General features: G+C 50.4%; 19 protein-coding genes and 1 pseudogene. 9 read left to right on the top strand and 11 right to left on the bottom strand.

Features of this window, described 5'->3' with window-relative positions; translation table 11 throughout:
* Positions 1–6: 6 nt before the first annotated feature.
* Together metK and ACKPBX_RS05425 are read left to right on the top strand one after the other, a co-directional pair.
* Positions 7–1,236, top strand: a complete 1,230-nt coding sequence (gene metK / locus ACKPBX_RS05430) for a methionine adenosyltransferase (RefSeq protein ID WP_319996219.1) — start codon at positions 7–9, stop codon at positions 1,234–1,236.
* On the top strand, positions 1,229–1,924 hold the full coding sequence (locus tag ACKPBX_RS05425; protein ID WP_319996218.1) for a methyltransferase family protein: 696 nt from the start codon (positions 1,229–1,231) through the stop codon (positions 1,922–1,924). Before metK ends, ACKPBX_RS05425 begins: the two co-directional genes overlap by 8 nt.
* A gap of 95 nt (positions 1,925–2,019) precedes the next feature.
* Here the strand turns inward: ACKPBX_RS05425 and queC are convergent, their stop codons facing one another.
* The 4 genes from queC to ACKPBX_RS05405 form a co-directional block, all read right to left on the bottom strand.
* Positions 2,020–2,679, bottom strand: coding sequence for a 7-cyano-7-deazaguanine synthase QueC (gene queC, locus ACKPBX_RS05420; protein ID WP_319996217.1), 660 nt, complete (start codon positions 2,677–2,679; stop codon positions 2,020–2,022).
* A 9-nt stretch (positions 2,680–2,688) separates the two neighbouring features.
* Positions 2,689–3,189 carry a preQ(1) synthase gene (gene queF / locus ACKPBX_RS05415; protein ID WP_119092275.1) on the bottom strand — a complete coding sequence of 167 codons (501 nt, stop codon included), beginning with the start codon at positions 3,187–3,189 and terminating at the stop codon, positions 2,689–2,691.
* Positions 3,190–3,207: 18 nt separating this feature from the next.
* Entirely contained in the window at positions 3,208–3,705 is a 498-nt protein-coding gene (locus tag ACKPBX_RS05410) for a QueT transporter family protein (RefSeq protein ID WP_319996216.1), read from the bottom strand.
* A 154-nt stretch (positions 3,706–3,859) separates the two neighbouring features.
* Positions 3,860–4,957 carry an RNA-guided endonuclease InsQ/TnpB family protein gene (locus ACKPBX_RS05405; RefSeq protein ID WP_319996215.1) on the bottom strand — a complete coding sequence of 366 codons (1,098 nt, stop codon included), beginning with the start codon at positions 4,955–4,957 and terminating at the stop codon, positions 3,860–3,862.
* Between the two features lie 440 nt (positions 4,958–5,397).
* Here ACKPBX_RS05405 and ACKPBX_RS05400 point away from each other — a divergent pair, with 440 nt between their 5' ends.
* The 4 genes from ACKPBX_RS05400 (at position 5,398) to ACKPBX_RS05385 (ending at position 10,462) form a co-directional block, all read left to right on the top strand.
* Positions 5,398–5,874, top strand: coding sequence for an SRPBCC family protein (locus ACKPBX_RS05400; protein ID WP_319996214.1), 477 nt, complete (start codon positions 5,398–5,400; stop codon positions 5,872–5,874).
* A gap of 166 nt (positions 5,875–6,040) precedes the next feature.
* On the top strand, positions 6,041–7,489 hold the full coding sequence (locus tag ACKPBX_RS05395) for a DEAD/DEAH box helicase (RefSeq protein ID WP_086626745.1): 1,449 nt from the start codon (positions 6,041–6,043) through the stop codon (positions 7,487–7,489).
* A 152-nt stretch (positions 7,490–7,641) separates the two neighbouring features.
* A complete protein-coding gene (gene mnmH / locus ACKPBX_RS05390) occupies positions 7,642–8,682 on the top strand; it encodes a tRNA 2-selenouridine(34) synthase MnmH (protein ID WP_160116918.1) in 1,041 nt (346 codons plus the stop codon).
* A gap of 529 nt (positions 8,683–9,211) precedes the next feature.
* A complete protein-coding gene (locus tag ACKPBX_RS05385) occupies positions 9,212–10,462 on the top strand; it encodes an IS110 family RNA-guided transposase (RefSeq protein WP_200831711.1) in 1,251 nt (416 codons plus the stop codon).
* Positions 10,463–10,558: 96 nt separating this feature from the next.
* Here the strand turns inward: ACKPBX_RS05385 and ACKPBX_RS05380 are convergent, their stop codons facing one another.
* The 4 genes from ACKPBX_RS05380 to selD are packed head-to-tail and all read right to left on the bottom strand — an operon-like array spanning position 10,559 to position 13,679.
* The gene (locus tag ACKPBX_RS05380; RefSeq protein WP_319996213.1) at positions 10,559–11,719 is read right to left on the bottom strand and encodes an aminotransferase class V-fold PLP-dependent enzyme; all 1,161 of its coding nucleotides are present in this window, start codon (positions 11,717–11,719) and stop codon (positions 10,559–10,561) included.
* Entirely contained in the window at positions 11,712–11,984 is a 273-nt protein-coding gene (locus tag ACKPBX_RS05375) for a putative Se/S carrier protein (protein ID WP_119092282.1), read from the bottom strand. The genes ACKPBX_RS05380 and ACKPBX_RS05375 overlap by 8 nt, the downstream gene beginning before the upstream one ends.
* On the bottom strand, positions 11,981–12,604 hold the full coding sequence (gene yedF / locus ACKPBX_RS05370) for a sulfurtransferase-like selenium metabolism protein YedF (protein ID WP_319996212.1): 624 nt from the start codon (positions 12,602–12,604) through the stop codon (positions 11,981–11,983). Before yedF ends, ACKPBX_RS05375 begins: the two co-directional genes overlap by 4 nt.
* Before the next feature lie 43 nt (positions 12,605–12,647).
* The gene (gene selD / locus ACKPBX_RS05365) at positions 12,648–13,679 is read right to left on the bottom strand and encodes a selenide, water dikinase SelD (RefSeq protein ID WP_319996211.1); all 1,032 of its coding nucleotides are present in this window, start codon (positions 13,677–13,679) and stop codon (positions 12,648–12,650) included.
* Positions 13,680–13,949: 270 nt separating this feature from the next.
* Here selD and recQ point away from each other — a divergent pair, with 270 nt between their 5' ends.
* From recQ to ACKPBX_RS05350, 3 genes are all read left to right on the top strand, one after another.
* Complete coding sequence (gene recQ, locus ACKPBX_RS05360) at positions 13,950–16,136, top strand: DNA helicase RecQ (RefSeq protein WP_319996210.1); 2,187 nt, start codon at positions 13,950–13,952, stop codon at positions 16,134–16,136.
* Between the two features lie 188 nt (positions 16,137–16,324).
* Positions 16,325–17,983: a L,D-transpeptidase family protein gene (locus ACKPBX_RS05355; RefSeq protein WP_319996209.1), complete on the top strand. Its 1,659-nt coding sequence runs from the start codon at positions 16,325–16,327 to the stop codon at positions 17,981–17,983.
* 51 nt (positions 17,984–18,034) lie between these two features.
* On the top strand, positions 18,035–19,033 hold the full coding sequence (locus ACKPBX_RS05350) for an asparaginase (RefSeq protein WP_233436723.1): 999 nt from the start codon (positions 18,035–18,037) through the stop codon (positions 19,031–19,033).
* A gap of 118 nt (positions 19,034–19,151) precedes the next feature.
* Here the strand turns inward: ACKPBX_RS05350 and ACKPBX_RS05345 are convergent, their stop codons facing one another.
* The 3 genes and pseudogenes from ACKPBX_RS05345 to ACKPBX_RS05335 all read right to left on the bottom strand — a co-directional run bounded on the left by ACKPBX_RS05345 (position 19,152) and on the right by ACKPBX_RS05335 (position 23,512).
* The gene (locus ACKPBX_RS05345) at positions 19,152–19,715 is read right to left on the bottom strand and encodes a DUF6512 family protein (protein ID WP_319996208.1); all 564 of its coding nucleotides are present in this window, start codon (positions 19,713–19,715) and stop codon (positions 19,152–19,154) included.
* A 182-nt stretch (positions 19,716–19,897) separates the two neighbouring features.
* Positions 19,898–21,783, bottom strand: a pseudogene (locus tag ACKPBX_RS05340) (ABC transporter ATP-binding protein).
* On the bottom strand, positions 21,773–23,512 hold the full coding sequence (locus tag ACKPBX_RS05335; RefSeq protein ID WP_086626755.1) for an ABC transporter ATP-binding protein: 1,740 nt from the start codon (positions 23,510–23,512) through the stop codon (positions 21,773–21,775). Before ACKPBX_RS05335 ends, ACKPBX_RS05340 begins: the two are co-directional and overlap by 11 nt.
* Positions 23,513–23,567: the final 55 nt, after the last annotated feature.

Here is a 23,567-nt window from a genome sequence, read left to right as displayed (position 1 = left end):
TAAAGTATGAAGAGAACATTTTTCACCTCGGAATCGGTCATGGAGGGGCATCCGGATAAGCTCTGCGATCAGATAGCCGACGGGATATTGGATGCCATTCTGGAGGAGGATCCGTTCGCGCGGGTGGCTTGCGATGTTTCCGCCAGTACTGGTTTGATCACGGTTTTCGGCCAGATTACGACGGTCAGCACGGTGGATATCCCGGCCATCGTGCGGTCCATTATCCAGGATGTCGGCTATACGGACAGCGACTTTGGTATCGATGGGAAGGCCTGTTCCGTCCTGATCGGTTTGGACAGGCAATCAGCGGATATCGCTGTAGGGGTGGGCTCCTCTTTGGAAAAACGGCTCGGTTCGGACGATGAAACGGACCAATTGGGCGCCGGCGATCAGGGACTGATGTTCGGCTATGCCTGCAAGGAGACGCCGGAGTTGATGCCGCTGCCGATCACGTTGGCGCATAAGCTGGCCGAGAAGGTTGCGGAGTTGCGGAAATCGGAGGAGCTGCCTTATCTGAGGCCGGACGGAAAAACGCAAGTGACCGTGGAATATGCGGACGGCCATGTCAAAAGGATCGAAGCGGTCGTGATCGCCTGTCAGCATGACGAATCGGTCGATCAGGAACGGATCAGAGAGGACATGCTTCGAATGGTTATTCCGGCCGTTATTCCGGCGGAGCTGTTGGATGATCAGACGAAATATTTCGTCAATGCCACCGGCCGTTTCGTCATCGGCGGTCCTGCCGGCGATTCGGGATGGACCGGTAAAAAGATCATCGTCGATACTTATGGTGGTTATGCACGGCATGGCGGAGGTTCCTTTTCCGGGAAAGATCCGACCAAAGTCGACCGTTCCGCCGCATACGCTGCCCGATATGTGGCGAAGAACGTTGTGGCTGCCGGCTTGGCAGACAGCTGCGAGATCCAGCTGGCCTATGTCATCGGAGTGGCGAGGCCCGTTTCCGTCCGTGTTGAAACGTTCGGGACGGCCATCCTCGCCGAAGAATTAATCGAAGAACTGATCGATAAGCACTTCGACCTGCGCCCAGCCGCAATCATCCGCGATTTCGGTCTGCGGAAACCAATCTACAGAAAGCTTGCCTGCTACGGCCATTTCGGCAGACCCGAATTGGATCTTCCTTGGGAGCGTACCGATAAGGCCGATTTGCTGGCGGAAGAAGCGATGGATTTGAAACGATTGCCGAAACGTCAGACAGGGGATGAATTTCATGGATAGAAAGCAGGTTCGGCAGGAAAGGAGCAATTTGCTAAAGTTGGTCCTGATCCGTCTCTTTTCAGGGTTGCTTGTGATCGGAGGACTCCTGTTCGCTTTTGCGGGGAGCTTCCGGTATTGGCAGGCTTGGCTTTTTCTGGCGGCGTTGGCGATCCCTTTGGTCATGACGCTCACCTTTTTGCTGCGGAAGGATCCCGCTTTGCTGGAAAAACGGATGAATTTGAAGGAGCCGCGCAAAGAGCAACGCAAAATCGTCCAAATTTCAGGGTTGTTCATGCTTTTGGGCTTTTTCCTGCCTGGATTGGACTACCGCTACCAGTGGTCCGATGTCCCGATTTGGCTGGTTGTTGTCAGCGTCATTGTGTTCGAATTCTCCTATGCGATGATTGTCGCCGTTTTCGCCCAGAACAGCTATGCCTCCCGGGTCGTCGAAATCCAGGAAGGGCAGCAGTTGATCGATACAGGGCTCTATGCGATCATCCGCCACCCAATGTATTCGGCGTCCATCATCCTGTATCTGTCGATTCCGCTGATGCTAGGGTCCTACGTTGCCGTGATTCCGATGGCATTGAGTTGCCTCGAAATCATCGCGCGGATCAAAGACGAGGAGGAGATGCTGAAAGCAGGGCTAGCGGGCTACACAGCCTATACCCAGCGCGTCAAATACCGCTTCATTCCCTACGTTTGGTGAGTTTGCGAGTCTGGCATGTTCATTCATACAACAAAAAAAACAGCCCGCTGACTGGTTCGGATTTTTCCGAATAGTCAGCGGGTTGTTTGTGTTGATCATTTATTCAAATATTCTGCCAGTCCGGCATTGCGGAGTTTGCAGGATGGGCACTCGCCGCAACCACCGGGAACGCCCATATAACAAGTATGGGTATGTTCCTCGATGTAGGCGAGACAACCCAACTGATCCGCCAGCTCCCATGTCTGGGCCTTTGTCAGGTACATCAACGGCGTTTCGACGTTGAAATTGTAATCCATGGCCAGGTTCAGGGTCACGTTCATCGATTTGACGAACACATCCCGGCAGTCCGGATAACCGCTGAAGTCCGTTTCGCACACGCCTAGGATAATTATGCGGATGCCTTTGGACTTGGCAAAGATACCCGCCAACAACAGGAACAGGGCGTTCCGGCCGTCGACGAAGGTGTTCGGGTAGTCTTCGGCATCGGCTTCCTTGATTGTCTGCGACTCGTCCATCAATGCGTTCGTGGTGACTTTGCCCATGACGTTCGCGTCCAGGATATGGTGTTCGACCCCCAGATCTTTGGCGATCCAAGCCGCCCGTTCCAGCTCGATGCTATGGCGCTGGCCGTAGCTGAAGGAAAGGGCCACAGTGTTTGCCGCGCCGTACTTTTGGATGGCTTGGATCAGGCAAGTCGTGGAATCCTGCCCGCCTGAAAAGATGACCAATGCTTGTTTTTGCGTTGTCCCGTTCACATTTTCCATCTAGCGGTTGTCGACTTTCTCAGGATAAAGATCGTGCTGCGCCAATCGTTGCCAAGCCACGTCTGCCCATTTCGTGCCGGGCTGTCCGTAGTTGCAGTAAGGATCGATCGAGATGCCGCCTCTCGGTGTGAATTTCCCCCACACCTCGATGTATTTCGGCGCCATCAATGCGATCAGATCCTTCATGATGATGTTCATGCAATCCTCGTGGAAGTCGCCGTGGTTGCGGAAACTGAAAAGGTAAAGCTTCAACGATTTACTTTCGACCATGATCTCCCCCGGGACATAGGAAATATAGATGGTCGCAAAATCGGGCTGTCCCGTCATCGGGCACAAGCTTGTGAATTCGGGGCAGTTGAATTTCACAAAGTAATCATTGTCAGGATGCTTGTTCGGAAAAGTCTCAAGGACTTTCGAATCGTAGTCCTGCGGATATTTTGTTTGTTGGTTGCCCAATTGGGTGATGCCGTTCAGATCGGCTTCATTTCGGCCTGCTGTCATTGTTTTTCCTCCTTGCGCTCAGGATTTCAGAAGCGCGCTTTTGTAGAATCGTTTTTCCAGTGCCTGCACCAAAAAGTAGCCGACAAATGCCGGTACCGATTGGCCGATGCAGAGGCTGACGACAAGCGGCAGGAACGGGATGGCCAACAGTTGCGACAGGTAGATCGGCACAACGATTCCAGGGATGAAGATGATCGGCAGGATCAGGCACCACTTCGGCAGGTTGTATTTGCGGACAGCGTAAACGAGCGAAGCCGTGATGATGCCGACGAAGGTTCCTCCAAGCATGTCGATGATCCCAAGTCCGCCGAAGAACAGGTTCGACATAAGATTGGCGAGACCAGCCGGGATGATCAGAAACGGGTTAAAATAAGCTAGGGCGTAAAGAGTTGTGGCGATGCGGATTTGATATTGTCCAAAAGCGAAAGATTGCGTCAGAGCCATGATGACGATGTACATAGCGATATACATTGCTGAGAAAGTCAATTTTTGTGTTTTTGTGAATGATTTTTGCATCGGTCCACCGTTGCCATAAATCTAACTAAATCTAGTTTATGTTTGCTTCCCTGTTCTTCGTGCCCGATTTGGTCCTGACGGACTACTTTCGTTTGCTGCAGCACTCCGAGGGCGTAAATTCCGATGCAACGAATCGTACATATCCGAGCTACCGTTAGACTGCTTGGTAATCCCTCAGATTATAGCTTGCGTTCAGATCCCTATCGCAATGGTGGCCGCATGTGCAGTGGTAGACCCTGTCACTGCGTTTCAGGTCCTTTTTGAGCGTTCCACAGTTGTTGCACAACTTGGAGCTCGGAAACCACTGGTCTGCTTCCACAAATTCAATGCCATTTAGTTCGCATTTGTATTGCAGGCATTGTTTGAAGAAATAGAGTTTCTGATTTGCGACCGCCTTAGCCAAATGCTTGTCTTTCATCATGCCGCGGATGTTCAGCGTTTCCATCACAATGCGGGAGGGTTTGGATTTCACGATCTCCGCGGTTGTTTGATGGACATGATTGGTTCGGATGTTGGCTAAGCGTCTGTGCTGCCTTCGGATTTCACTTTCTAGATTTAGGAGATGTTTAGATTTAGGCGTTCCTTTTTTGTATTTTTTGCTTGCACGCCGCTGCAATCTCTTGAGGCGTCTCTCCGCTTTCCTCACGGAGGCTGTCTTGTTGATGTTGTTGTAAAAAACACCATCGGAGGTGACAGCTAACTCCTTGATGCCGATATCCACCCCGACATTCCGACCATCCAATTTAACTTTTACCGGATTCACCTCGATGCCAACCGTCAGATACCAGTATTTGCCGTCGAATTTGATGCGCGGGTTGTAGTATTTGCAGTCCACGGGCAACGGTTCGTTGGTTTTCACCCAACCGATTTTTTCCAACAGAACGTGGTTGCCTTTCACTTTCAGCTTGACACAGTCATTGTAGAAACTCGGTTTGGAGCGGCGTTTGGTCTTGAAACGGGGATGCTGGGCTTGCCCGTTGAAGAAGGCTTTATAGGCTTTGCAGGCATCCTTGACCGACTGTTTGACAACATTGTTGGACACGTCATTCAACCATTCGTATTTCTTACGTTTCTTCATCTTGGTGATGTGTCTGCGCAGATCATTATCGCTGATGAACGTCCCACCGAAGCGATGGTTCATTTCCTGCATTCGAATCGTGTAGTTGTAAGCCCAACGAGCAACGCCTGCTGCTTGGTAGAGTTTGGAAGTTTCGTCTGTCACAATCAAACGGACCTTCTTCGTCAGCATCATCTCGGATCATCCCTTTCTATACGCAAAGTATAGAGGAAATGAAATCAAAAATAAAAGAATTGAATGCATTTGAGGAGATTTTTGTAGACTGTTTAAAAGCCTCATAATACTTTATTCAACGCCTTACAAGAATAGACAAAAAAAGACGCACGGATGCCGAGAAGGTTGTATCTAAGGATAACAAGCCATCTCAAAAAACATTCCTGCGTTTTGATTGCATGATTCTATTTCCCTAGTTTTATTTAACGACAGGATGGTTACGAACTGTCCCGAACAGTTTAACAAATATCGGCGAAGTTGCCAAGGGTGGTTTTCAATGTTCATGGACCCAAGTTTGTATAAGGGAATTTATTTTATTATAATGAGGATAAAGATAACGCTATCACAGTCGCATATGAGGGCAGTAGAGTAGGTTCAATCAGCAGGAAGGATGAATAAAAATGGATTATATCAAGAGTAACATCAAGAAAAGCATTTTTATCGAAGCGCCGCTGGGAAAAGTATGGCAATATGCCGCCAATGTGGGGAATTGGGAAGAAATCCATGAGGGTCTGAAGATCGTCAAGCAGATCAGCGGGGACGGCGGCCTGTCCAGTGTCTACAAAGCGGAATACGACATATTCGGGAAAATGGTGCCGGTGAACATCGAAGTGCAGCAATCGGAACTGTTCCCTGAAGAATTCGTCATGCGCGCAGCCATCCGGGTGGACACAGTCGATCCGGCCGAAGATTCTTTCGTGCGGCAAAATTACACGGCCAAAGCGGAGGAAGGCGGAACGACGTTAAACTTGGAAAGCATCCAGAATATTCCTTATGTTGATAAGAACAAAATATTCGACAAAGAAGCTTACCAGGAAAAACGGGATGAAATGGCGCAACAAGCGATCGAGCGGATCAGGCTGTTCTGCGAAGAGTGAACTGGCGCAAGCGGTGATGGTGGAACTGGAAGCGGAACCCTTTGCGGGATTCAAACCCGGTTCCATTTTTTAGTCCCATGCTGCACCCTGTTTTCACAAAAACGCGGATTTATTACGTTTTTCCTGTTATACTGAGACGACAAATCAAAAGTGAAAGTAGGACAAGATGAATTATACAACATTTGAAGACTTCGCAATCAGCGAAGAAATCGTTACGGCACTAAAGGCATTGCGTTATTTCAAACCGACGCAAGTACAACAGGAGGTCATCCCGCTGACCTTAAAGGGCAAAGATATCATTGTCGAATCGCAGACCGGCAGCGGAAAGACCGTCAGTTTCGGCGTACCGTTGTGCGAAAGTGTAAACTGGGAGGAAAACCGTCCGCAAGCGCTGATTTTGGTTCCGACAAGGGAGCTGGCTCTGCAAGTGAAAGAGGACATCACCAACATCGGACGGCTGAAGCGGATCAAGGCTACTGCTGTCTTCGGCAAGACTTCCTTCGACACGCAAAAATCGGAATTGAGACAGAAAAGCCATATCGTAGTCGGCACTCCGGGCAGGGTATTGGATCATCTGCAAAAAGGGACAATGAAATTTGACAAGATACGCTACCTGGTCCTTGATGAGGCGGATGAGATGCTGAATATGGGCTTCATTGAGCAAGTGGAAGCCATCATCGATTTCCTTCCGAAACAAAGACAAACGCTGCTGTTCTCCGCGACTATGCCGAATGAAGTGGTGCGTTTGGCCAGCTTCTATATGAAGAACGACCGCGTATCGGTGAAAATGGAAAGCGACGAGGCATCCAAGCCGAAGATTCTGCAATCCTTCATCCGTGTCCAAGAGTCGGGCAAACCCAAGCAACTATTGGATCTGCTGACCGTTGAGAATCCGGACAGCTGCATCATTTTCTGCAATACGCAGGAAGCCGTAAACGGACTGTACACATTCTTAAGTAAAGCAGGTTTGCCGATCGATAAGATGCACGGCGGAATGGTGCAGGATGACCGCACAGCCGTCATGGAAGATTTCCGCAAAGGCAGGCTGCGTTATTTGGTGGCTACGGATGTGGCTGCGCGCGGGATCGACGTCGATAACGTGACGCATGTCGTCAATTATGATGTCCCCGAAGAGAAAGAGAGCTTCATCCACCGTACCGGCAGGACCGGACGCGCCGGTAAAACTGGGATAGCCCTGACCTTGGTTACGCCTAATGAGGAAAGAAGCTGGCAGGCAGTGCAAGACTTCGCTCAGCAGGAAATCACTGAAATCAATCCGCCGAGCGCCCGCTTCGTGCAGCATCATAAAGCGACTTTCGAAAAGAAACTGCAGGAACGCCCCGTCATCAAACAGGCACGGAACCGGGAATTGAACAAGGACATCACCAAAGTCTATTTCAACGGCGGCAAGAAGAAAAAACTGCGCGCCATCGATTTCGTCGGCACGCTGACCAATATTCCCGGCATCGATGCGGATGATATCGGCATCATCACGATCCAGGAAAACGTGACATACATCGAAATCCTGAATGGCAAAGGCCCTTTTGTGATTTCCGAGATGCAGAACCGCACCGTCAAAGGCAAAGCATTGAAAGTGCATAAAGCAAAGAAATAGATGCAGCAAAATTGAACGCTTGAATGCGACGACCCGCATGTCTCCGTTAATTGAGGAGCTTGTCGGGTCGTTTTGCCGCGCTTGCCTCAAGATTTCGGGTGGCATTCCAGCCCGGCAGAGGCTATACTAAGAATCAGAAAGTGGTGAACCAATTGAAACCAGTCGCAACGTATGAAGAAATAGAACAGCAACGCGGAGACAAATCGATTCTGTATGTGGACGTCAGGAGTCCGTCAGAATATGCGAAGTCAACCATACCGGGTGCCGTAAATGTGCCGGTCCTGGATGATGAGGATAGGAAAACAGTAGGGACGCTTTACGTCGCCGGCAAGATCGACGATGCTAAAAGCCACGGTATCCAAACCATTTCCCCAAGATTACCGGAAATGTTCAGCCTCTTCCAGGAGTATACAAAAGCCTACGACCAAGTCGTCATCTTCTGCAGCAGGGGAGGATTCCGCAGTAGTTCGATTTTTTCCTTACTCAAATCTTTGGGGATGAATGTCCACCGGATGGAAGGCGGCTACAAAAACTACCGCAGCACGATCAACAACATGATTCCTGTATTGTTCGAAAAGGTCCAGTTTGTGACCCTTTACGGCAATACCGGGACCGGGAAAACAGCCATCCTGGAGGAACTGAAGAAGCTTGGAGCCAATGTGCTTGATCTGGAAGCCTGCGCCAACAACAGAGGGTCCGTCTTCGGAGGCGTCGGCCTTAAGAAGAAACAGCCACACAACCAAAAAATGTTCGAGAGCCTGTTGGTCGAGAGCGCCGCTGGCTGGAAGGAGCCGCTGATCGTCTTTACTGAAGGCGAAAGCAAGCGGATCGGACAGGCCGTATTGCCGCCTTCGTTGATTGATGCGATGCAGAAAGGCATAAACCTGAACATCGAGGCTTCATTGGATTACCGGATCGAACAGATCAAAAAAGATTACCTCCACAGCAATGAAGCGGAGCTCCTCGCAGCGCTTGACCGTTTGAAATCCTATTTGAATGAAGCGCGTGTCGAGGGATACAAGGAGCAGGTGCGCCAGCACGATTTCGATGCGGTCATCGAAGATCTGTTGGTGAAATACTACGATCCCCGCTACAACTTTAACAAAAAGGAATTTTCCGCCATCTTCCGGAACGAAGACGCCGCAGCAACGGCCGAAGCCATTCTGGAATGGATGAAGCAGAGGAACGATTGATTAACAAAAAAACAAAACAGAGCAGCTGCCCCTGAAGTGGGTTGCTGCTCTGTTTTGTACGCATTATATTAAGCCGCTCGTGCTGAGGATGTCCGATTCTATCCGGTTATCGGACAACGCGTAGCTCATTCGCGATCCGGAAGTCCGATTCTTTCCGGTTATCGGACAACGCGAAGAACATTCGCAGTCCGGATGTCCGATTTCCCCCGGTTATCGGACATCTTTTCATTTTTATAAGCATTCCTTTCGCTTCGCTCAAGGCACAAAACGAAATGAAAATCGTTGCGCCTTCGGCGTATATTATTGTATTCTTCCCCTGTAGAGTAGTTGTACACTACAAATCACGGAGGAGTGAGTAGCCCTATTTGACATTCTGTAGGACTGCATTTTTATATGTGTCATTATTCCTTCAAGTACAAATAAGTGTGACAGTGAGCACGTAAACTTATCTTTGCAAAAGCGATCCATATATTTAGGAATAATAGTCACTGCAACACTCTACTATCCTTAAAGAAAGGAGGAAAAACTGATGTTGAAAATTGTTTATCCTATTTGTTGTGGAATAGATGTCCACAAAACGTTCGTGGTAGCCTGTATTGCCATCACAGACAACAAGGGAATCACAACTTACAAACGCCATCGCTTCTCGACATTCACACAAGGATTGAGAGAGCTGTTACAGTGGCTAGAGTTATTCTCTTGTTTTGATGTCTGTATGGAATCTACGGGGAAATACTGGATCCCTGTATACAATATTCTGGAACCTTCGGTTAATATTACCCTTGCTCATCCGAAATATGTGAAAGCAATTCGCGGAAAAAAGACAGATACAAAGGATGCCCAATGGATAGCTGAGTTATTCAAACACGATTTGGTTGCAGGTAGTTTCATGCCACCACTAGCGATTCGTGAATTGCGTGATTTAATGCGCTACCGGTTCAAATTAACCAATTTTGCGTCCAGTGAAAAGAACAGATTTCAAAATTCTCTAACCGTATCCAATATTCAGATCGCTAGTGTTGTTTCCGACACATTCGGAAAAAGTGCGTTGAAAATTATCGAACGCATCCTAGAAGATCCTGAGCAGTCCATGCTTACGGCAGAAGAATTAGAGAGCTTGATTCACGGTCGCCTAATAAAGAAATTACCCGAACTTGAATTAGCAGTGGACGGTTTTATTACACCGGAACAAAAGATAAAGCTGAAGATCATTAAAGAACACTTTGATGCATTAACACTATGCAAAAAACACTTAGAAGAAACTATCCTCGAACTCGCCCAGCCTTACCAAAATGAAATCCAACTCATTCAAACTTCTCCTGGATTTAAAAATGAACTATCCGCAGTCGCATTAATTTCGGAAATTGGTGTTGATATGTCTGAATTTCATTCCTCTAAACATCTCTGTTCTTGGGCAGGATTAGCACCCACAAATAATGAAAGTGCAGGGAAGAAAAAATCCGTAAGGATTTCCAAAGCGGGCTGCTATCTCAAACCATTACTGGTTCAAATAGCCAATGCCGTTGTCAAAAGTACAAAATATCCTGAAATTAGAAATAAATATCTCAATATCAAAAAAAGAAGGGGCCATAAAAAAGCAATCATCGCTATAGCCCGTAAACTCTTAACGGCTATCTATCATATGTTGAAAAACCAGGAAGTTTATCAGGCTCAACTGTTTTCCGATATGATCGATATCCCTACTTCACGAGAAATAACCACAGAACAAGCTCTTAAATTAATTAAGAGACAGGGCTATAAAATTACATCCGTTATATGAAAACCTATCGCTTATTTTTCGTAAGTGTTTATAGGTTTATTTGGAATACCTTTTTATACGATATAAGCTCTATCTTGTTAATTATTATTTTCAAACTTATCCTTCTTCCGCCAAGCTCCTCAGCGCTTTGGATGCGTAGTCGATTTCCTCCACCGTATTGAAGCTAGAGAAGCTGAAACGGACCATGCCGCTTTTTTCTGTGCCGAGAGCTTGATGGATGAGCGGCGCGCAATGGGCGCCGGGACGCACTGCGATTTCGTAATCCATGAAGAGCGCATCGCTGAGGTCGCCGGAGGACCAGCCCTCCAGATTCAGCGAAACGACCGGCGCGCGCTCCATGCTTTCAGCGAAACTTCCGTAGAGAGTGATTCCCGGGATATTCTTGATCTGGTCATGGAAGCGGAAAGTCAGTTCCTGCAGGTGCCTAGTGATCGCTGCCAGTCCTTTCTGGCTGATGTAATCCAAACCGGCGGAAAGGCCCGCCAAGCCATGGACATTCTGGGTGCCGGCCTCGAAAAGGGTCGGCATCTCTGTCGGGTATTGCTTATCGAAAGAATGGAAGCCGCTGCCGCCAGTAAACACCGGCACGAATTCCAAAGACCTGTCTCCGAGGCAGATGCCCCCGGTGCCTTGCGGGCCGTAGAGTCCTTTATGGCCGGTGAAGCAGAGGATATCGATGTGCTGCTTCACCATGTCAATGGCGAGGACGCCTGCGCTCTGGGAGGCGTCGACGATGAAAGTCAGGTCGTGCTCCCGGCAAAAAGCGCCGATCCGTTCCAGATCTGCGGCATTGCCGGTGACATTGGAAGCATGGTTGACCACGACTGCACGCGTAGCGGGTCGCAACAAGCGCTCGAAATCAGAATAAAGGAGCGCCCCAAGTTCATCGACGCCGACAAAGGACAGGGCAGCACCCTGTTCTTCCAGTTGGTAAAGCGGACGCAGGACGGCGTTGTGCTCCGTCACTGTCGTGATGATGTGGTCTGCCGGCTTCAGCAAGCCCTTCAGGACCAGGTTCAGCGAGGCGGTGGCGTTTGCCGTAAAAGCGACGTTTGCCGCGTCCGGTACACCGAATAGGGCGGCCGTTTTTTGGCGCAGCATCTCCGTCAACCGCAATGCGTTCAGGGAAACGGTATGGCTTCCCCGGGCCGGGTTGCCCAGCTGACCATCGGCGATGGCGTGGTAGACAGCTTCAGCCACCGCAGCTGGCTTCTTCAGCGTGGTGGCGCTGTTGTCGAAATAATAAAGTTCAGTCATGCCAGACCTCCACGGATTTTTTCCGGTTCTCAAAACGGACTTCGTAGCAACCATCATTGGAAATGGAACGCTCCGACAGCAACAATCGGACAGCGTTCAGTTCGGCAAGATGCGTCTGCAGCACCAATCCGCATCCGGCCGAAATCTGTTCCGGCATGGGGATCAGCCGGCATTCCTGACCGGCATCCAGGACAACAGCTTCAGCGGCTGCGGCGGCCTGGGACGTCGGAAACGCGACGATGCCGTAATGTTTGCGGTCGATCATGGCGATACGGTCTTGGCGGTACGCAGGATTTCAACGATGCGGTACATGTTCGTAAAGGTACCGACCGCCAATTTGTCCTTCACGCCATAGAATTCCCCGCAGATGCCGCAAGTCAGGACCTCGACGCCGTCTTCCTCCAGCGCTTTGAGGTCGTCCAACACGGACGAACCTTCCGTCGTCAGCAATGCGCCGGCATTGTAGCAGAGCACTTTGTCGGGCAGGACTTCCTGTTCCGTCAAGGAGAAGAGGAAGCTTTTCATCAGCGTACGGCCCAATTCCTCGCTGCCGTTGCCGATGAAGTCGCTGTTCAGTACGACGACATAATTTGTGCCGGATGACTTCAAAGTTTCGTTGGTTTGCTCCGGAAGCGCGGGGTGTTCGGCAGCGTGTGGTTCTTTGCCGGCGTTCGGATCGGAAAGCTGGACTTCATAAAGGGAATCATTGATTTTTTCGACTTGGACGGAAAGTTTTAGCTGCTCCGCCATCTTGGCAAGGTTCTGCGTCGCAATCTCATTGTCTACGCTGATGAGTATGGCCTCCCCGTTGCTCTCCTTCAAAGCCCGTTTGGTCAGAATGACCGGCATCGGACAAGCTTGTCCGACTGCATCTATTTTTTTCATGCCTTTTTCCTCCTGGTTAAATCATATTTTTGTCATGCTTTTCTCAATGGACGATCGTGATCTTCTTGGTGTCCTTTTCGGTCACTTCGCCGATGATGCCGCAGGACAAGCCCAATGCTTCGATTTCGGCAAGCAGAGCGGCTGCTTCTTCGACAGGGACGCTCACCAGCAGGCCGCCGGATGTCTGCGGATCGAAAAGGATTTCCTCCAAGGCATAGTCATCGATCTGGAAGTCCACATCGGCTTCCAAGTGATTACGGTTGCGCTGTCCGCCGGCTGTGATCAGGAATTCCTGGGCTCCCTGATAGGCTCCGCTCAGGCAAGGCACACTGTCGGCGTAGACTGTTGCGGAACAGCGGTCGCTGACCATTTCCGACAGGTGCCCCAACAGGCCGAAGCCGGTGATATCGGTGCAGCTGTGGACGGTATACTTTTTCAGGACTTCCGCCGCATAACGGTTCAACGTTGTCATCGAGACGATTGCCTGGTCGAAGGCTTGCTGCGCCATTTCCCCGGCGCTGTAGGCCGTTGTGATGATGCCGGTTCCCAATGGTTTCGTCAGCAGCAGGACATCGCCTGGGATGCAAGTGTCATTCCGGTAGATCCGATCGGGATGGACTCTTCCCAATACCGAGAGACCGTATTTGGGCTGGGGGTCGTGGATCGAATGTCCACCGACCAGCACACCACCTGCCTCCTGGACTTTCTTGAAGCCGCCAGCCAAAATTTTCCCGAGTGTATCGGTGCTTTTTGTTTCGGGCCAGCAGACGATATTCATGGCCGTCAGCACTTCGCCGCCCATCGCAAATACATCGCTCAAGGCGTTGGCTGCGGCGATTTCCCCGAAGAGCGAGGCATCCGCGACCATTGCGGGAAAGAAGTCCAACGTCTGGATCATGGCCGTCTCGGCGTCTATCCGGAACACAGCTGCATCATCGGACGAGTCGAAACCGACCAAAAAATTCGGGTTCTCCTGTTTCGGAAACTGGCTGAGCAGATCGCCCAGAACGCCGGGGCCGATTTTCGCATTGCACCCCCCGCAGATAAATAGTTCGTTTGATAATTCCTGTTCCATATTTCTCACTCCTGTAGGTCATGACGTGTTCACCTTACAATTATATACCACCAGTCAAAACATAAGGCGGATAATCTGCATATTTTATAAGTGGAGTGTCTGATCGGACAGAACCGCAATATTTTTTATGCGGGAAAAATAGTCCACGGATGTGATATGATGAGGAGGTCATTTCTGAAGGTTTGCCATCGCTTAATTGAGTGAAGACAAGCACGTCCAGGAATATTCGGTTAATAAGAGAAGATAAACAATTAAGGATGGGTGCAAGTGGTGGATAAAGAATTACTGTACGGGACGCTAAAAAAATATTTCGGATATGACAGTTTCCGGGAGGGCCAAGAGGAATTGATCACGAACACCTTGCAAGGGAAAGACGTGCTCGGGATCATGCCGACGAGCGGAGGGAAATCGCTCTGCTACCAACTTCCGGCGTTGCTGCTGGACGGCATGACGATCGTCGTTTCCCCGCTCGTGTCCTTGATGAAGGATCAGGTGGACAGCATGCGGGAAATGGGGATTGCCGCGGCATACCTGAACAGCACGCTCTCCAGAGAAGAGTTTCTGCAATTGATGGATGACATGCGTTCCGGCCAGCTTAAACTGCTCTACATCGCGCCGGAACGGATAGACAACGAGTCATTCATGAATGCCCTGCGCTTCGTTAAGGTACCGTTGTTGGTGGTCGATGAGGCCCACTGTATCTCGCAATGGGGCAGCGATTTCCGGCCTGCCTACCAAGGCGTGGCCCGACTGTACGATCTGTTCGACAGACGTCCGATGGTTGCCGCCTTCACCGCCACAGCCACCGAACCGGTCCAGGACGATATCCTGGTCCAATTGCGCCTGCAGAATCCGTTCCGATTGGTGACCGGTTTTGACCGCGGCAATTTGGCCTTCAGCGTGGAAAAGCCCGCCGACAAGTTCAAGTTCCTCGTGAAGGACCTCAACCCGAAGGAAGCGAGCATCATCTATTGTTCGACCAGAAAAAATGTGGAATCGGTCCAGAAGAAATTGGAACAAAAAGGCTTTGCCGTGACGCTTTACCATGCCGGGTTGCCGGAACACGAGCGCCAGCGGAACCAGGATGATTTCCTGTTCGACCGCAAACCGATCATGGTCGCAACGAATGCTTTTGGCATGGGGATCGACAAAAGCAATGTGCGGACCGTTTACCACTACAACATGCCCAAAAACATCGAAAGCTATTACCAAGAAGCCGGAAGGGCGGGGCGTGACGGAGAGGAAGCGCGTGTCATCCTGCTGTTTTCGACGCAGGATATCATCATCAATCAGTTGCTGAACAGCAAGACGAATGACAGCGAAGCGACCAATAAATTGAACAAGATGATCAATTACTGTTACACGAACCAATGCCTGCGCCGGTACATCCTGGAATATTTCGGCGAAACGACAGCTGAGCTGAATTGCCAACACTGCTCCAATTGCCTGCGCCGCACGGAGCAGATAGACATCACGGAAGAAGCCCAAAAAATTCTGTCCTGCGTCGTGCGGGTGCGCGGACGTTACGGCGTCCAGAAAATCATCGGCATCCTGACGGGGAGCAAACAGAAGGGCATCACCGATTTCGGGCTGGATAAGCTGAAGACATACGGACTGATGAGCGCCTATAATGATGGGGAGATCCGCGAAATGATCGGGGTTTTGATTGCGGATGAATACCTGCAGGTGACGGGCGATCAGTATCCTTTGATCCAAGTCACTGCAAAAGCGCTGGAAGTCCTGAAGGAAGGGAAAAAGGTCGGGATGTCCTATGCGGTCGAGTCTGGCAGAGGCACCGTCAAACAGAGCGGAGGCGGCTTGTACGATACCGAGCTGTTCGACCGTCTGCGCGGTGTGCGTACGGAAATGGCGAATGAGCATGGGATTCCTTCCTATATCGTCTTTTCGGACAGCACGCTGCATGAGATGGCCCGCAACTTTCCGACTGATGCTGACGGCTTCCTTCGTTTGTCAGGGGTAGGCGAAACGAAGCTGGAGCGCTACGGAGAAGTGTTCATGGGTGTCATTTCCGATTATCTGAAGGAGTTTCCTGATGCCGAATCGATTCTGCAGCAGAAACGGCTGGAACAGAAAGAGCAGGAAGGCAATCCGGAAACCGCGGAAAAACGCCCGAAACCGGCGCAGAAAAATTACGCCGGCACTACTTTTGAGGAAACCTATCGTCTGTATCAAGAAGGCAAAACGGTCGAAGAGATCATCGCCATCAGAGGACTTGCACGGATGACCATCGAAAACCATTTCCGCCATTTGGCCGAGTTGTCAGCATACGAAATGCGTTTGACGGATTTTGTCACGGATGAGCAGGCGGAGGCCATCGCCAGAGCAATCGAGGAATCAGAGGATCAGCACCTGAAACCCCTCAAGGAAAAATTGGGGGACGACTACAGCTATTTTCAGATCGGGATGGTACTGGCTTTCCGGAAAAGAGAACAGTAGAATGACTTAGAATAAGTTTGGGGATACTTCATTTTTGAAGCGTCCCTGAACTTTTTGCAGTTATCCGGGTCTTTGGCCCGCTTGTGTTTTTTTTAACGGGGTATTGTTTGGTATAATGGAGGAAAGAGAGCGGTTACGAATGGACGCTCCAATTCTTGTCGCTTACGGTCCTGCCGGGAGGGATTATCATGAGAAGGAACATTTTGTTTATTCTGTTGGGGTTGTTCATTGTTGCCGGATTAGCCCCTGCCCGCATCGCAGCTCCAGCATATTCGTTGGAGAACGTTGCAGTTGTCCAACAAAGTTTGCTGGAGCTTTACGATCCAGCCTACCTAAATCTGGATGGAACGCTTGCCGAAACCGGCAGGGATCATGTCACACAACAGACAAGAAGTGTTGCTGCCCTATCATGGAGACTGGATAGCCAGCCTTCAACGCCAGCGGCCGGCAATGCTGAATTAGTTTATACGACTTACTTACAGGACAGCGGTTGGCATCCCGAAGTCCAGGAAGGCGCAATCAGCGGCGGGGCGGCTTTACCGCTCGAAGCCATCCAGGTGCGCTTGACCAATTTATCTCAAGCAGGCAGCGTTTCTTATCGGACTTATCGTCAGGACAGCGGTTGGTCAGGCTATGCCAAAAACGGCGAAATATCCGGAACGACAGGGGCAGGTGAAGCGATCGAGGCCGTGCAATTCAAATTGACGGGTGCTTTGGCAGCTCAATACGATCTTTATTACCGGGTACAAACGAGCCGCTTCGGTTGGCTGGATTGGGCCGGAAATGGTGAAACAGCCGGAACGGCCGGTTTCCGCTATCCGATTGAAGGAGTTGAAATCGTTCTGATGAACAAGGAACAGATTTTTTTAGGCAAGCGTGAGCAGAACTTCATCGAACGCATCGAACCTGTTTTGTCCTACGGTAGCTATTTGACGGATTCGGGCTGGCAGGAGCCTGTCCTCAATCCGGCGCAAAGCGGATCCCCTGATTCCTCGCAATCGCTGGAGGGCTTGCAGGCGAAATTGGATTCCCAACCTTATCCTGGATCGGTCTCCTACCGTGCCGCCACAAGTGAAAACGGTTGGCTTGAATGGACACAGGACGGATTGGAAGCCGGACTGCCAGGAACAGGGCAACTCATCGAGCGTATCGAAATGCAGTTGACGGATGAACTGGCTGCGCACTATGATATTTATTATCAGGTCCATGTGCCGGGAGTGGGTTGGTTGGATTGGGCCAAGAATGGCGAAACAGCCGGAACGCAAGGATACGACTATGACGTCAGCGCCGTCCAGATGCAATTGGTCCAAAAAGATGCGGCAGCGCCGGGGAACACGGCAGTCGCTTTCATGAAATACGTACCGAAACCGCCGCCCGCACCGGTTGCCCCGGCCGTTCCGATTTATCCGACGGGACCCGATTGGACTGTCCAGGATGGCACCTTCCGGACGAACGCCGGCACCAACTATTATGTTGGCTCCAGTTACATCATCATCAGCATCGCCTATCAACGCGTCTGGGCCTACATCGGCAATCAGCAGATTGTCAATGCTCCCGTCATCACCGGACGACCTTCGATGCCGACGCCAAGAGGACTGTTCGCGATCCAACCGTATAAGGAATCCCCAAGCGTTCTGATCGGGGAAGATTACGAGTCACCGGTCCAATATTGGATTCCATTTTTGGGGAATGCCTACGGTTTGCATGACGCCTCTTGGCAGACCCAGGGCTTCGGCGGTGACCTGTATCTGTATTGGGGTTCGCACGGCTGCGTCAATACCCCTTACTATGCGGTCCAAACTCTTTACAATACCTATTCCGTCGGCACGCCGGTCGTGGTATATTAACCACCAGACGCGGAAAACCATGAAAAAAATAATGAACAAGCAGGTGAATGTGTGACTAAGAAAAAGATATTGATGATCGGCACGGGCGGTACGATCGCATCAAAAATAACGCCGAATGGGCTCGATCCCCAGCTGACATCAGAAGAGATACTGGCTTTTATTCCTGGTATCTCAGAAATATGCGAGGTCGATACCCTTCAGATCTGCAATATCGACAGCACCAACATCGCGCCTGATATCTGGGTGCTGATGACGGACACCATCAGAGAAAAGTATGAACAATATGACGGGTTTGTCGTCACCCACGGAACCGACACGATGGCTTATACGGCTGCCGCGCTTTCCTATATGATCCAGGATTCCCCCAAACCAATCATCATCACCGGAGCCCAAAAACCGATCAATATGGAAATCACCGATTCGAAGACGAATCTCTTCGACAGTTTCCTGTACGCATCTTCAGATTCCGCCAGCGGTGTCCAGATCGTCTTCAATGGGAAGGTTATCCTCGGAACACGGGCAAGGAAGACGCATTCCAAGAGCTTCCAGGCTTTTTCCAGCATCAATTACCCTTATTTGGCGATCATCCAGGATGGACGCGTAATCTCCTACATCACAAAAGAAAAAGCGCCAGCACCGCGTTTCTATGACAGTCTGGATGCGAAGGTCGCGTTGTTCAAGCTGACGCCGGGAGTGGATTCGGATATTCTTGCTTACATGCTTGAACGGAACGATGCCATCATCATCGAAAGCTACGGAGTCGGCGGGATCCCTTCGGCGCCGGAGTACGGGTATTTCGAGGTCATCAACCACTGGATCGGCCAAGGGAAGACTGTGGTCATGACGACGCAGGTCCCGAATGAGGGCAGCGACATGGAAATCTACAAAGTCGGCCACGAACTGAAATCGCGGGTCAATATTTTGGAAGCCTACGACATGATCACCGAAGCGGTCGTATGCAAACTTATGTGGATATTGGGCCAGACGCAAGACCCGGCCCGGATCAAGCAACTTTTCTACACTACGATCAGCAATGATATCCTGTATTAAAAGAGCGGAAAAGCCATCCTCTGCGAGGGCTTTTCCGCTCTGTTCTGTTTTGAGGAGCTATTTTTTGGATGACTTTACGAACGCAGCCAACCCTGAACCGGATCCCTCGCTAAGCAATCTAAAACCCATAGCTTCCGGTCGGCGTATCCAGAAAGAGCGGCAGGGTGGGAGGCTGGAAACTGAAAAGCACAAACGCAAGCGCGAAAAGAAGCCAGAGCACGGTTGCTGTTCCAATCCAAATGCGCGGGGGCTCTAAATAGCGATAAGTGCGGGAAGCCAACAGTTGACCGCTGATGATGCCGAAAAAGAACAGCAGCTCGTCAGTGAAAAGGGATTCGATGCCGAAAGCGCCTTTTAGCGTGTAGAATCCGGTAACGATGAGGAGCGGACAGAACAGCATGGACACGATCCCCGCCAGCAACCAACGGGATGGCGAAAGACGATATCTTTTTCCGAAAAAGAGGAAGATGAATAGAAACCACAGGAAGGTGGACCAGTAACTCATTTTCAGATGTTCCCAGACACTCTCGTTCACGGGGACGAAAGGCGCAGCCCAGCTGGCTTTCCCGAACCATGCGAATGCGAAGTGGGAGAGGCCGCCGAATATCAGGATGAACGGGATGCCGGCAACAAAGGGACGGATGATGAATGCATCGGATTGGAAAACTCTTTTTTCAGTCATCGCAAGCACCTCTTTCTCTCGGGCGGGCAATCGTCGCGACTTTGGTGGATGAAGTATCTTTCGTGATCATTTTACCACGCGTCGACCCTGACTTCATCTAACTCGGCTGCATACCAAAAACACCCCTCAGCATGGCGCTCCAATCGGAACTGCCATGCTGAGGGGTGTTTGATTTTAAATGTTTATTCGAGCTCGAATGCTCCGGTATAAAGCTGATAATATTTTCCTTGTTCGCCGATCAATTTCTCATGATCGCCGCGTTCGATGATCCGGCCTTGCTCCATCAGCATGATCACGTCGGCATTCTGGATAGTGGACAGGCGGTGGGCGATGACGAATACGGTGCGTCCTTGCATCAACGCATCCATGCCGCGCTGCACGATCGATTCTGTCCGCGTGTCGATGCTGGAAGTTGCTTCATCCAGTATCATGACGGGAGGATCGGCAACTGCCGCACGGGCAATCGAAAGCAATTGTTTCTGCCTTGGGAAAGGCCTTCGCCGTCGCCGGAAATGACTGTTTGGTATCCCAGAGGCAAACGGGAGATGAAATCATCGGCATTCGCCAAACGCGCTGCCGCATAAATTTCTTCATCGGATGCGTGCAGATTGCCGTAACGGATGTTTTCCAGAATCGTTCCGGTAAAGAGGTTAGTGTCCTGCAACACGATACCAAGGGAACGGCGCAGGTCATTTTTCTTGATGTCTGCGATGTCGATGCCATCATAAACGATTTTTCCGTCCTGGATGTCATAGAAACGATTGATCAGGTTCGTGATGGTCGTTTTGCCGGCACCCGTCGATCCCACAAAAGCGACTTTCTCGCCGGGATGGGCATAGAGGCTGATGTCATGCAGAATCTGTTTGTCGGGATTGTAGGAGAAGTCGACATCAAAAAATCGGACATCACCGGTCAGTTGCGTATAACGGACCGAACCATCTGCTTGAGGCACTTTCCATGCCCAAAGTCCGGTGTGGTTTTCGGCTTCCTTCACTTCATCACCGACCATGGTTGCATTCACCAAGGTTACGGTGCCTTCATCCAACTCAGGCTTTTCATCCATCAATTCGAAGATCCGCTCAGCACCCGCCAAAGCCATCACGATCGATGAAACTTGTTGGGAAATCTGGTTGACCGGCATTGTGAAAGAACGGCTCAACTGCAGGAAGGAAGCAATCGCCCCCAAGGTCAATCCGCCGATGCCTGCGACAGCCATGGCGCCTCCGAACATTGCGATCAGAGCATATTGCAGGAATCCCAGATTCCCTAGGATCGGCATCAGGATATTTGCGTAGATGTTTGCGTTCGTCGCGCTCTCACGCAACTCGTCGTTGAGTTTGTCGAATCGTTCCTTCGATTCCGTTTCGCGTCCGAAAACTTTGACTTCTTTTTGCCCGTGCATCATTTCCTCGATATAGCCGTTCACTTTACCGAGCGTCTGCTGTTGCTTGACGAAGTTGACGGAACTCTTGCCGCCGATCGTCTTTGTGACGGTGATCGACAAGGCAACCATCAGGACGACGATTAGCGTCAGCGGCAAACTTACCGCCAGCATCGCAGCGAATACGCTGACGATTGTGACCAGGGAAGAAAAGGCCATCGGGATACTTTGCGAAAGCATCTGGCGCAAAGTATCGATATCATTGGTATAGCGGCTCATGACATCCCCGTGCGCATGCGTATCAAAATATTTGATCGGTAAGGTCTGCATATGCGCGAACAGCTCATCGCGGATTTTTTTCTGGATCCCTTGGGAAATGGAAACCATCAGGATGTTGTAGACATACGTCGCCACGACACCGATCATGTAAATGCCGGCCATCATCGCGATTGCACGGTACATGCTGGTGAAGACCGGATTGGTTACGCCCAGTAAAGGCGTGATATACTCATCAATCAGCGTCTTCAGGAAAAGCGAACCCACAACATTGGCAAGTGCGCTTATGAGGATACAGATCAATACAAGGCTAAAGGTGAATTTGTGGCCTTTGGAAATATAGGACAGGAGGCGTTTTGTTGTTTTGCCGGCATCTTTGGCTCCGCGTCGTTTTGGTTGATTAGGCTTCATCAGCAATTTTGCCCCCTTTCGTTTGTGAATAGTAGACTTCTTGGTAAATGGTGTTTGTTGCCAGCAATTCATCGTGCGTCCCGATGCCATTGACGCTGCCGCTCTCCATCACGATGATTTTGTCGGCATCCTGAACGGAAGAGACGCGCTGGGCGATGATGAATTTGGTTGTGTTCGGGATTTCTTCCTTGAAAGCGGTCCGGATCAAGGAATCCGTCCGGGTGTCCACGGCGCTGGTCGAGTCATCGAGAATCAGGATTTTTGGTTGTTTCACCAAAGCGCGCGCGATACAGAGCCGTTGTCTTTGCCCGCCGGAGACGTTTGTGCCGCCTTCTTCAATATAAGTGTCGTAGCCATCAGGAAGGCGTTGGATGAATTCATCGGCTTGAGCTTGTCGCGCCGCAGTCATCAGCTCTGCATCGGTAGCGGCAGGATTGCCCCAACGCAGATTGTCTTTGATCGTTCCCGAGAACAGGATATTTTTTTGGAGCACCATAGCGACTTCGCCGCGTAATGTCTGCATATCATAATCGCGTACATCGACGCCGCCGACTTTTACCGTACCACCGGTTGCATCATAGAGACGCGGAATAAGGTGGACCAGAGAAGTTTTAGCACTGCCGGTTCCGCCGATGATGCCCACAGTTTCCCCTGATTTGACGGAAAAACTGACATTTTTCAAGGCAAGCTTCTGCGGATCGTTGGTGTAACTGAAGTCAACCTGCTCGAAACTGACAGATCCGTCAGGGATGACTGTGATCGGATTGCTGTTGTTCTTCAGGTCGCTGTCCTCACTCAGTACTTCCACAATCCGCTCCGCTGAAGCACGGGAGATCGTGACCATAACGAAGACCATCGAAATCATCATCAGACTCATCAGAATTTGGGAAGCGTATGTGATCAGACTCATCAGTTGGCCTGTCGTCATCGAACCGGAGACGATCATGCGTGCGCCCAATAGGGACAAGGTCAGAATGCTTGCGTACATCGTGAATTGCATCAAAGGGCTGTTGAACGCCAATATTTTTTCGGCCTTGGTGAAATCAGTGTAGATTTTCTTGGAGACGGATTTGAATTTTTCTGTCTCGTGCTCTTCACGCACAAAGGATTTGACGACCCGGATGCCATAAAGATTTTCCTGGACGACCCGGTTCAGCTTGTCATAGGTGCGGAAAACTCTCTGGAAAATCGGGAAGGCTTGTGACATGATCAGGTAAAGACCGAAGCCCAGGAACGGGATCGCTCCAAGGAAGACCATCCCGAGTTCACTGTTGATGCTCAGAGCCATCAACAATGAGAATACGAGCATAAGCGGCGCCCGGACCATGATCCGGATGATCATCTGGTAAGAGTTCTGGACATTCGTGATGTCCGTCGTCAAACGGGTGATCAGACTGGATGTCGAAAACTGATCGATATTCGAAAATGAGAAATCCTGGATATTGTAGTACATGTCCTTGCGGATATTTTTGGCGAATCCGGCCGAAGCTTTTGCCGCATGCAAACCGGACAGGACTCCGAACCCTAATGAGAAGAGGGTGGAGACGATCAAAATCAGTCCGATGCGGATGATGAACGGCATGTCTCCTTCTCCGATCCCTTTATCGATGATCATAGACATCAAATAGGGGATAAGCACTTCAAGGACGACTTCCAAAGTGACATATATAGGGGCAAGGATCGAGTCCTTTTTATACTCGCGTATGCTGCCCATGAGTTTTTTTATCATAGCGTTAATCCTTTCCGTAAATAATGATTGGGTGACTTTTGAAACGGTTGAGGCA

Source organism: Trichococcus shcherbakoviae (assembly GCF_963666195.1).
GTDB classification, from domain to species: Bacteria; Bacillota; Bacilli; order Lactobacillales; family Aerococcaceae; genus Trichococcus; species Trichococcus shcherbakoviae.
The sequence above is the reverse complement of the archived record's forward strand: the minus strand, read 5'-3'. Positions and strand labels throughout refer to the sequence as shown.

Coding starts and splice junctions, on each gene's coding strand:
- metK (WP_319996219.1), top strand. CDS start 7: ATGAAGAGAACATTTTTCACCTCGGAATCGGTCATGGAGGGGCATCCG.
- ACKPBX_RS05425 (WP_319996218.1), top strand. CDS start 1,229: ATGGATAGAAAGCAGGTTCGGCAGGAAAGGAGCAATTTGCTAAAGTTG.
- queF (WP_119092275.1), bottom strand. CDS start 3,189: ATGACAGCAGGCCGAAATGAAGCCGATCTGAACGGCATCACCCAATTG.
- ACKPBX_RS05410 (WP_319996216.1), bottom strand. CDS start 3,705: ATGCAAAAATCATTCACAAAAACACAAAAATTGACTTTCTCAGCAATG.
- ACKPBX_RS05405 (WP_319996215.1), bottom strand. CDS start 4,957: ATGATGCTGACGAAGAAGGTCCGTTTGATTGTGACAGACGAAACTTCC.
- ACKPBX_RS05400 (WP_319996214.1), top strand. CDS start 5,398: ATGGATTATATCAAGAGTAACATCAAGAAAAGCATTTTTATCGAAGCG.
- ACKPBX_RS05395 (WP_086626745.1), top strand. CDS start 6,041: ATGAATTATACAACATTTGAAGACTTCGCAATCAGCGAAGAAATCGTT.
- ACKPBX_RS05385 (WP_200831711.1), top strand. CDS start 9,212: ATGTTGAAAATTGTTTATCCTATTTGTTGTGGAATAGATGTCCACAAA.
- ACKPBX_RS05380 (WP_319996213.1), bottom strand. CDS start 11,719: ATGACTGAACTTTATTATTTCGACAACAGCGCCACCACGCTGAAGAAG.
- ACKPBX_RS05375 (WP_119092282.1), bottom strand. CDS start 11,984: ATGATCGACCGCAAACATTACGGCATCGTCGCGTTTCCGACGTCCCAG.
- yedF (WP_319996212.1), bottom strand. CDS start 12,604: ATGAAAAAAATAGATGCAGTCGGACAAGCTTGTCCGATGCCGGTCATT.
- selD (WP_319996211.1), bottom strand. CDS start 13,679: ATGGAACAGGAATTATCAAACGAACTATTTATCTGCGGGGGGTGCAAT.
- ACKPBX_RS05355 (WP_319996209.1), top strand. CDS start 16,325: ATGAGAAGGAACATTTTGTTTATTCTGTTGGGGTTGTTCATTGTTGCC.
- ACKPBX_RS05345 (WP_319996208.1), bottom strand. CDS start 19,715: ATGACTGAAAAAAGAGTTTTCCAATCCGATGCATTCATCATCCGTCCC.
- ACKPBX_RS05335 (WP_086626755.1), bottom strand. CDS start 23,512: ATGATAAAAAAACTCATGGGCAGCATACGCGAGTATAAAAAGGACTCG.